Here is a 7,691-nt window from a genome sequence, read left to right as displayed (position 1 = left end):
ACACCATCAAGGTCATCAAGCGTCGAGCTTACGGGTACCGCGACGACGAATACTTCTTCCTCAAGATTCGCGCCGCGTTCCCCGGTAATCCTCGATGAACCATAAAAAAGGCCCTTGCGGGCCTTTCGTGGACGAAGTTACGGACGACACTTACCGCGTCAACGCCGTAAACCCCTCCAGCAACCGCTCGACATCGGCCGCCTGAATCGCGCCCATCGTCGAGATCCGGAACAGTTCCTTCGACAGCCCGCCTTGTCCCGCGTAGATCACGAAGCCACGCGCCTTCAGCCCGTCGTGCAGCGTCTCGTACGTCACACCTTGCGGCAACCGATACGCACGCAGCACGACCGACGATGCACCTTCCGGCAGCACCAGCGACATCCCGCGCGCCGCGAGCCCCGCCTGCACCTGATCGGCAAGCGCCTTGTAGTGCGCATGCCGCGCCCGCCAGCCGCCAGCCTCATCGAACTCCCGCAACGCCTCGACGAGCGCGTAATACGCATGCACGGAAGGCGTAAACGGCGTATTGCGCTGATCCTGCAGCTTCGCAAGCCGCCCGAGATCGAGATAATACGTGCGGCTCGCAGCCTTCGCGAGCGCGCTGCGGCGCACGATCACGAACGCCGCGCCCGGCACGCCGTGCAGGCACTTGTTCGCGGTCGCGGCAACCGCGTCGATCACGCCGCCTGCAAAATCGATCGCTTCCGCACCGAAGCTGCTGACACCATCGACAAGCATCTTCACACCACGCGCACGGCACACGTCGGCAATCGCATCGAGATCGTTCAACCGGCCCGTCGTCGTTTCATGATGAATCGCCGCGACGTGCGAATAGCCGCCCGCGTCAAGACGCGCACCGATCTGCGCGAGATCGGGCGCCTGCATCCACTCGTGCTTCAACACGTCGTGCGCGATGCCGTACTGCGTGGCGATCTGCGTGATCCGCTCGCCGTACACGCCGTTTTCGATCACGAGCAGCTTGCCGTCCTGCGGCACGAGCGCCGCGATCATGCTTTCGACGGCGGCCGTGCCCGAGCCCGTCATCAGCACGGCGGCCCATTCGGCCGGATCGAGTTCGTACGCGGCGACGAGGCGCGCACGCGCTTCATCCTGCAAGTCGAAGAATTCGCTTTCGCGATGGCACAGATCGGGTTGCAGCAGGCTGCGGCGCACGCGTTCGGAGAGCGTGACCGGGCCGGGGTTCAGCAGCAGCATCAATGGGCTCCTTCAACGTGGGCTTCGGTCTGCGCGGCGCCGATGTGCCGCATCAGACGGGTCTTGACCTCGACCGGCGTGACGGTCGGGCGGGGCAGGCCGTCGGGCACGCCCGTGCGGATCGCCACGCGAACGAATTGCACGCCGTTGCCCGTTGCCGCCAGCGTCGCATCGAGCACGTCGAGCGTATCGCCTTCGACCGCCGACGCGTAGCCGCACGCAGCCGCGACACCGGCAAACGACACATGCTGCGACACCGTCGCCTGGCCGCCCGTCGACTCGTGCGCGCCGTTGTCGAGCAGCACGTGCGTGAGGTTGGCCGGGCCGTAGGTGCCGAGCGTCGCGAACACGCCCATGCGCATCAGCGCGGCGCCGTCGCCGTCGACGGCCACCACGCGCAGGTCGGGGCGCGCGAGCGCGAGGCCGAGCGCGAGCGGCGTCACGCAGCCCATCGAGCCGACCATGTACAGCTGGTTCGGGCGATCGTCGAGCGCGTAGAGTTCGCGGCCGCAGAAACCGGTCGACGCGAGCACGACGGTCGAATCGACCGGCGTGTGCGCGATCACGCGCTGCAGCGCGTCGTGACGGGTCGGCCATGCATCGGCCGGCACTGCGCGCGACGACGATTGCGCGGCGACGTGCGCACGCGGCTTCGCGGCCGGGTTCGCCTTCAGTTCATACGGCGCGACGCTGCCTTTCTGCATCACGAGCGCGTACGGGCGGCCCGTCGCGTCCATGTGCGCGATCGCGCGGTCGAGTGCCGGGCCGACCGCGTCGGGGTCGGTCGGGAACGTCTCCCACGGGATCTCCATCGTGTCGAGCATCGCGGGCGTGATCGGGCCCATCAACGCATGCTGCGGTTCGTCGGGCACGCCCGGCTGGCCGCGCCACGTGACGATCAGCAGTTGAGGCAGGCGGAACGTCCAGGTGAGCGACGTGAGCGGGCTCACCGCGTTGCCGAGCCCCGAGTTCTGCATCATCGCGATCCCGCGCTTGCCGCCGAGCGTCGCGCCTGCGATCAGCGCGACCGCGTCGCCTTCGTTCGCGGCCGACACGTAGTGCAGCGTCGGGTCCTGCAGCACGTAATTGATGAACGGCGTCAGGTACGAGCAGGGCACGCCCGCGTACCAGTCGAAGCCGCGTTCGCGCGCGGCCTCGACGAACTGGGCCGCTTCGATCATCGTGCGCCCCCGTTGCCGGCACCCGGTTCGGACAGCGGCGTCTGGCCGTGCGCGAAGTCGCCCGCGCGGCGGAAGTCTTCGAGATCGTTGACGCCGCGCCAGTGGCCGTGCACGTACTGCACCTCGATCTTCTCGCCGGCGGCGATCAGTTCGTTGAGCAGCGACGGAATGTCGAGCGTGTCGAAATCGGGGCGCGCCTGCAGCGTTGCAAGCATCGCCTTCAGGCGGTCGACCCCGGCGCCGCGCACGTTCAGCAGGCCGATCCAGCGGCCGTGCGGCGTGCCCGCGGCGACGTCGCTCGACACGCGTTGCAGGTACGTCTTCTGACCGAACAGGCCACGGTCGTCCGCCGCCGAGCACAGCGCGAAGTCGCGCACGCTCTGGTTCGACGGCTCGGTCAGCGACGAATCGACCACCACGCTGAACTCGGCCTCGCTCTCCGCGAGGTCGCGCAGGATGTAGCTGCGGAACAGCAGGTCGCCGTACGAGATCACGGTGTCGCCGGTCAGGCGGTCGGCCGCGCAGGCGAGCGACGCGAGCTCGCCCGTCTGCGCATGGCGTTCGTTGACGACGAGCTTGATGCCCGACGTGTCGATCGCATCGGCGCGGTAGCCGCCGACCACGGTGATGTCGTTCACGCCCTGCTTCTTGAAGCCGTCGACGAGCCAGCGCAGGAGCGGCTTGCCGGCGACCGGCAGCATGACCTTGGGTTTGTCTTCGGTGACGGCTTCGAGGCCCTTGCCGCGGCTCGCGGCGAGCACGACCGCCGCGTTCGACGCGCGCGACGACGACGACAGGTAGATGCGCTCGGCCGCCGAGTACTCGTCGGCGTCCTGCAGGCGGAAGATTTCGTTGACCGACGCGACGCGGTCCTCGACGTTGATCAGCGTTTCGTTCTCGTGGATCTCGCGTGCGACGGCCTGCATCGCCGATGCGGACGCGCGGATCAGATGGTTCGCCCAGATCACGGTGCTGATGCCGGCCTGGCGGAACACGTCGGTCGGCGTGCTGTAGTACTTGGTCGGCACGATCACGAGCGGCGCCTTGCCGCTCCATTCGCGCGCGAACTGCAGGATTTCGTCGGGGCGCGACAGCTTGCTGTGGATCAGGATCGCATCGGCGCCGGCTTCCGCATACGCGTTCGCGCGGCGCAGCGCCTCGTCCATCCCCCAGCCGGCGATCAGCGCCTCGACGCGCGCGACGATCGAGAAGTCGGGATCGCTCTGCGAATCCTTGCCGGCCTTGATCTTGCCGCAGAACTCGTCGATCTCGGCGAGCGGCTGGCGTTCGCCGTCGATGAAGCTGTTGGTCTTCGGGAACTGCTTGTCCTCGATGCACACGCCCGCGATACCGCGCTGTTCGAGCTTCTTCACGAGGCGGCGCACGTTGTTGAAGTTGCCGTAGCCGGTGTCGCCGTCGAGCAGGATCGGCAGGTCGCTCGCGTCGGCCATGAATTCGAGCACGTCGACGACCTGCGTCCAGCTCGCTTCGTTGTTGTCGCGCACGCCGAACTGCGCGGAGATCGCGAGGCCCGACGCCCAGATCCCCTTGAAGCCGGCCTCGCGGACGATCCGTGCGGACAGGCCGTTGTGCGCTTCCATCAGGAATTCGAGGTCGCTGCTGACGAGCATGCGGCGCAGGCGCGCGCTGCGCGATTCGGAGAAGTTGGGTTCGCGTGCATTCATCGTGCGGCTCCTGCGGTGGTGCGTTGAATCAGGGGAAGGATGTCTTGCGTCGCGCGGGCGACGTCGTTCGGGAAGTCGATCTCGATCCACGGCGAGCCGGTGACGTCGGCGACGTCGAACGAATGGCCGCCTTCGAGCAGCAGGTCGCGCACGGCTTCCTCGTGCGGCATGTTCGCGCGGCCGCTGTCGACGTAACCCGCGACGATCGTCGCGAGGCGGCGCGCGGTGCTTTCGGTGAAGCGGAAGAAGCCGACGGATTCGCCGATCGTGTCGTAGTCGAGGTCGACGGCGAGCTGTTTGCGCAGCTCGACCGGCACGCCGTTCTTCAGGCACAGCTTGACGGGCTCGTCGCCCGCCTCGAAGTCGCGGTCGATCAGCAGGCGGTCGACGGCCTTGTCGGCATCGGCGACCAGCGCGTGCAGGATGTTCTCGTCGTACAGCACGTCCGCGTCCATCAGCAGCACGTCGCCGCCGCGCGTCATCGCATCGGCGACGGTATGCACGGTCAGCACGCTGCCGAGGTCGTAGCGGTCGTTGATCACGATCTCGGCGGTACGGCCGAGGCGCTTCAGTTCCTGTTCGACCTTCTCGTGCTGGAAGCCGAGCCCGAGCACGATTTCATCGACGCCCGCGGCGTCGAGCACGCGCAGATGGCGCTCGAGCAGCGACACGTCGTCGAAGCGCAGCAGGCACTTCGGGAACTGCGCCTCGGGCGGTTGTTGCAGGCGCAAGCCGAGGCCTGCCGCAAGAATGATGGCTCGCATGGGTTCTCCAACCAAAAAGCCGGCGATCTGAACGATCAGTCGGCGAGCGGCTGCGGCGCGCGGCGCCGCTGCCAGTTTCTTTCACTGAAATGCAGATAGAGCAGGCCGGGCAGGCCGAGCGCGAGTTCGCGCGCGCGCTTCGCGAGCGACAGCGCGAGCGCCGCGTCGGGCGGCAAGCCGACCAGCGGCGCGAGCAGCAGGTAGCCGCCTTCCTGCGCACCGAGCGAGCCCGGGATCGCGAAGGCCGCCCCGCGAATCGCCTGGCCGACGCTTTCCAGCAGCAGCGCGTCGACCCAGCTCACCGGATGCCCGAGGAAGTGCAGCGCGAGCCACACTTCCGCGGTGCCGACGATCCAGCCGGCGAGACTCAATGCGAAGGTCTTCGCGACTTTCGCGCGATCGCGGTACAGCGCGCCGACCGCGTCGTCGATCGCGTCGGCGCGCGTGGCCAGCGACGACCAGTCGCGCGGGCCGAGCAGCTTCGACGCGAGGCGCATCCCGCGGCCGAACAGCCCGCGCCGCTGCGCCAGATAGAACATCACCGCGAGCGCGCCGAGCACGCCGGTGGCGATCAGCGCGGGCGTACGCAGGTGCACGACCGACTCGTGCGTGGCATACAGGCTGAACGCGGCGATGCCGATCAGCGCGAAGGCCATCTGCGCGAGCGCCTGCATCGTCGTGCTGACGGTCACGACGGCGGCCGCGTCGGCCATCCGCGTGCCGCGCTGCGCGAGGTGGCGCACCATCAGCACCGGGCCGCCGATCTGCCCGGCGGGCAGCAGGCTGTTCACCGATTCGCCGACCCAGCGCGCGCGCAGCGCGTTGCCGAGTTCGGCGCCCGGCTGCCCGCGGCGGAACATCACGGAGATCGCGACCGCGTCGATCACGAGCGGTACGACGTGGAACGCCGCGACGAGCGCGAGTCCCCAGCCGGCCGCGAGGAATGTGGACGCGACCGCGCCGACGCCCTGCCAGGCCAGCAGGGCGATGAAGAGGGCGGTCCCGAGGGACAGCAGGATGAGGCCCGCGCGTGTCATGACCCGGTCGTGCGCCGCGTGGCCAGTTGCTTGAACACCTGGCGGAAACCGAAATACGCGATCGCATCCTTCATGTTCGAGATGAAACGCTTCCACGGCCGCATGCCGGGGTTCGTCACGTATTCGAACGTGAGCGACACGCGCATCTCGTTCTGGCCGAGCGGCGTGATGCGATGGCGCAGCTTGTCGCCGTCGAACAGCACGATGCCGCCGTCGGCGATCTGCACGGAGCCCGGTTCGTCGGGTACGTCCGGGTTGCGCGTATGCAGCTCGTAGTCGAGCCGGCACGACGATTCGTCGATCACGCCGATCAGCAGCGTGTAGCGCCGGCCGTCGTAGTACGACGTGTCGTAGTGCCAGCCGATGTGGTCGCCGGGCTTCGTGTAGTAATACAGCGCGTACGCGTGCGGATCGTCGTCCGGCGACAGCATCAGCTTGTCGCCGGTGATTTTCTCGAGGAAACCGATCAGCGCCTTCGACCGGTACAGCTCGGCGATGTACGGCGCCTGCTCGTCGATCGTATGGCGGCTCACGCTGCCGCCCTGCTTGTGGCCGGGCAGGTAATTGCGGTTCAGGCCGGCCTGCATCGCGCGGGCGGCGGCCGCCAGCTTCGCGTGCGCGTCGGGCGGCAGGAAGGCGTCGAGGTAGAGGAACGAGCCCTGGCGCGTGTAGTCGCCGCGCAGGCGGTCGAGGTCGAGCCGGCCGACGCAGTCGGCCACGGTGCGATCGGGATCGGCCGCCGTCGCGCGCACGGGCGCGGGGCGTGCCGGGCTCAGCACGGAATCGTCGCGCGTGCTAGGAGTCATTTGGAAGCCTGGATTTCGGTTGGGTTCTGCGCGGCCGGAGTCTGCGGGAGGTTGCCGCGCCGCACGATGCGCCACCAGTCGATCACGACCCAGGCGGCGAACAGCGGGGCGCCGATCGACGCCGCGAGCAGGAACGGCTCGACGCCGTCCACGAGCGTCACGATCGGCAGCAGGTACAGCACGTCTTCCGTCTCGAAGCCGCCGGCGAACGCCTGCTTGGTGCCGGCCTTGCCGGCGATCGATTCGATCCGCATGCGCAGGAAGAAAATCAGTGCGACGGCCGCGCCGGCCACCGCGCCGAGCAGCACCGGCGACGCGGCCATCTGGCCGCCCTGCGCGACGATGCCGACGCCCATGCTGACGAACAGCGCGACCGTGACCAGCGCATCGGCCGCCAGGTCGTAAAAATGACCGATCTTGCTGGACTTGCCGCTGATGCGTGCGAGCTCGCCGTCGGTGTGGTCGACGAAGTTCGACAGCACGATCAGGAACGCGCCTGCATTGCTCCAGCCGAAGCCGCCGTGCGCGAGGCACCAGGCGCCGGCGAGGCCGATCAGCAGACGAAGGGTGGTGAGGTGATTCGGGGTGACCGGCGTATCGACGAGCGGTCGGACAAGCGAGCGCGCGAGCCGCGCATCCCAGGTGCGTGGCAGGGGCGGTTCAGGGCGTGTGGCGGTTTTTCTTTGGTCCATCGGCGAAATATATACGGAATTGTAATTTGTTGCTTTTTATTCGATCAATGTCCTGACATGCGGGAGTGTTACGGCGTCTTGCAGGCATTGGCCTGTCCAAAAACACACGTGCGAACGGGCCGGCCGACCGTGCCGGCGGACCCGTCTTCCAGTGTGGTCCGCATCGCGCGGCTGTCAAGGCCGGACGGGCCTCGCCGGCCGGTGCGGCAGGTTTTTTCGCGCCGGTCGGCCGGCGTCGCGCAGCGCATGCGACCTTGATCTCCGTCAGGGGTGAAAAAGCCGCATCGGGTGACAATCGGCCGCGCCGGACG

General features: G+C 67.9%; 7 protein-coding genes. All 7 read right to left on the bottom strand.

Translation table 11 applies throughout. The features are described from left to right. Positions 1-150 precede the first annotated feature (150 nt). Genes HWX62_RS12550 through HWX62_RS12520 form a run of 7 tightly spaced genes read right to left on the bottom strand, consistent with a single transcriptional unit; the run spans position 151 to position 7,380 of the window. A complete protein-coding gene (locus HWX62_RS12550; RefSeq protein WP_175928266.1) occupies positions 151-1,215 on the bottom strand; it encodes a 2-aminoethylphosphonate aminotransferase in 1,065 nt (354 codons plus the stop codon). Continuing rightward, positions 1,215-2,396 (bottom strand): phosphonopyruvate decarboxylase, encoded by a 1,182-nt coding sequence (gene aepY / locus HWX62_RS12545; RefSeq protein WP_175928267.1) that lies wholly within the window; start codon positions 2,394-2,396, stop codon positions 1,215-1,217. Before aepY ends, HWX62_RS12550 begins: the two co-directional genes overlap by 1 nt. Then, positions 2,393-4,081, bottom strand: coding sequence for a phosphoenolpyruvate mutase (gene aepX / locus HWX62_RS12540; protein WP_175928268.1), 1,689 nt, complete (start codon positions 4,079-4,081; stop codon positions 2,393-2,395). The genes aepY and aepX overlap by 4 nt, the downstream gene beginning before the upstream one ends. Then, positions 4,078-4,845 carry a phosphocholine cytidylyltransferase family protein gene (locus HWX62_RS12535; protein ID WP_175928269.1) on the bottom strand — a complete coding sequence of 256 codons (768 nt, stop codon included), beginning with the start codon at positions 4,843-4,845 and terminating at the stop codon, positions 4,078-4,080. Before HWX62_RS12535 ends, aepX begins: the two co-directional genes overlap by 4 nt. A 35-nt stretch (positions 4,846-4,880) precedes the next feature. Further along, on the bottom strand, positions 4,881-5,882 hold the full coding sequence (locus HWX62_RS12530; RefSeq protein WP_175928270.1) for an HpnL family protein: 1,002 nt from the start codon (positions 5,880-5,882) through the stop codon (positions 4,881-4,883). Beyond that, entirely contained in the window at positions 5,879-6,688 is an 810-nt protein-coding gene (locus HWX62_RS12525) for a 2OG-Fe(II) oxygenase (protein ID WP_175928271.1), read from the bottom strand. Before HWX62_RS12525 ends, HWX62_RS12530 begins: the two co-directional genes overlap by 4 nt. Next, the gene (locus tag HWX62_RS12520; protein ID WP_175928272.1) at positions 6,685-7,380 is read right to left on the bottom strand and encodes a CDP-alcohol phosphatidyltransferase family protein; all 696 of its coding nucleotides are present in this window, start codon (positions 7,378-7,380) and stop codon (positions 6,685-6,687) included. The genes HWX62_RS12525 and HWX62_RS12520 overlap by 4 nt, the downstream gene beginning before the upstream one ends. Positions 7,381-7,691: the final 311 nt, after the last annotated feature.

The sequence above is a fragment of the Burkholderia sp. BCC0506 genome, from assembly GCF_902833145.1.
GTDB lineage: Bacteria > Pseudomonadota > Gammaproteobacteria > Burkholderiales > Burkholderiaceae > Burkholderia.
Note: the sequence above shows the minus strand (reverse complement) of the source record. Positions and strands in the feature narration are given on the sequence as shown.

Excerpts from the sequence above, each read along its gene's own strand:
- HWX62_RS12550 (WP_175928266.1), bottom strand. The coding sequence starts at position 1,215 with ATGCTGCTGCTGAACCCCGGCCCGGTCACGCTCTCCGAACGCGTGCGC.
- aepY (WP_175928267.1), bottom strand. The coding sequence starts at position 2,396 with ATGATCGAAGCGGCCCAGTTCGTCGAGGCCGCGCGCGAACGCGGCTTC.
- aepX (WP_175928268.1), bottom strand. The coding sequence starts at position 4,081 with ATGAATGCACGCGAACCCAACTTCTCCGAATCGCGCAGCGCGCGCCTG.
- HWX62_RS12535 (WP_175928269.1), bottom strand. The coding sequence starts at position 4,845 with ATGCGAGCCATCATTCTTGCGGCAGGCCTCGGCTTGCGCCTGCAACAA.
- HWX62_RS12530 (WP_175928270.1), bottom strand. The coding sequence starts at position 5,882 with ATGACACGCGCGGGCCTCATCCTGCTGTCCCTCGGGACCGCCCTCTTC.
- HWX62_RS12525 (WP_175928271.1), bottom strand. The coding sequence starts at position 6,688 with ATGACTCCTAGCACGCGCGACGATTCCGTGCTGAGCCCGGCACGCCCC.
- HWX62_RS12520 (WP_175928272.1), bottom strand. The coding sequence starts at position 7,380 with ATGGACCAAAGAAAAACCGCCACACGCCCTGAACCGCCCCTGCCACGC.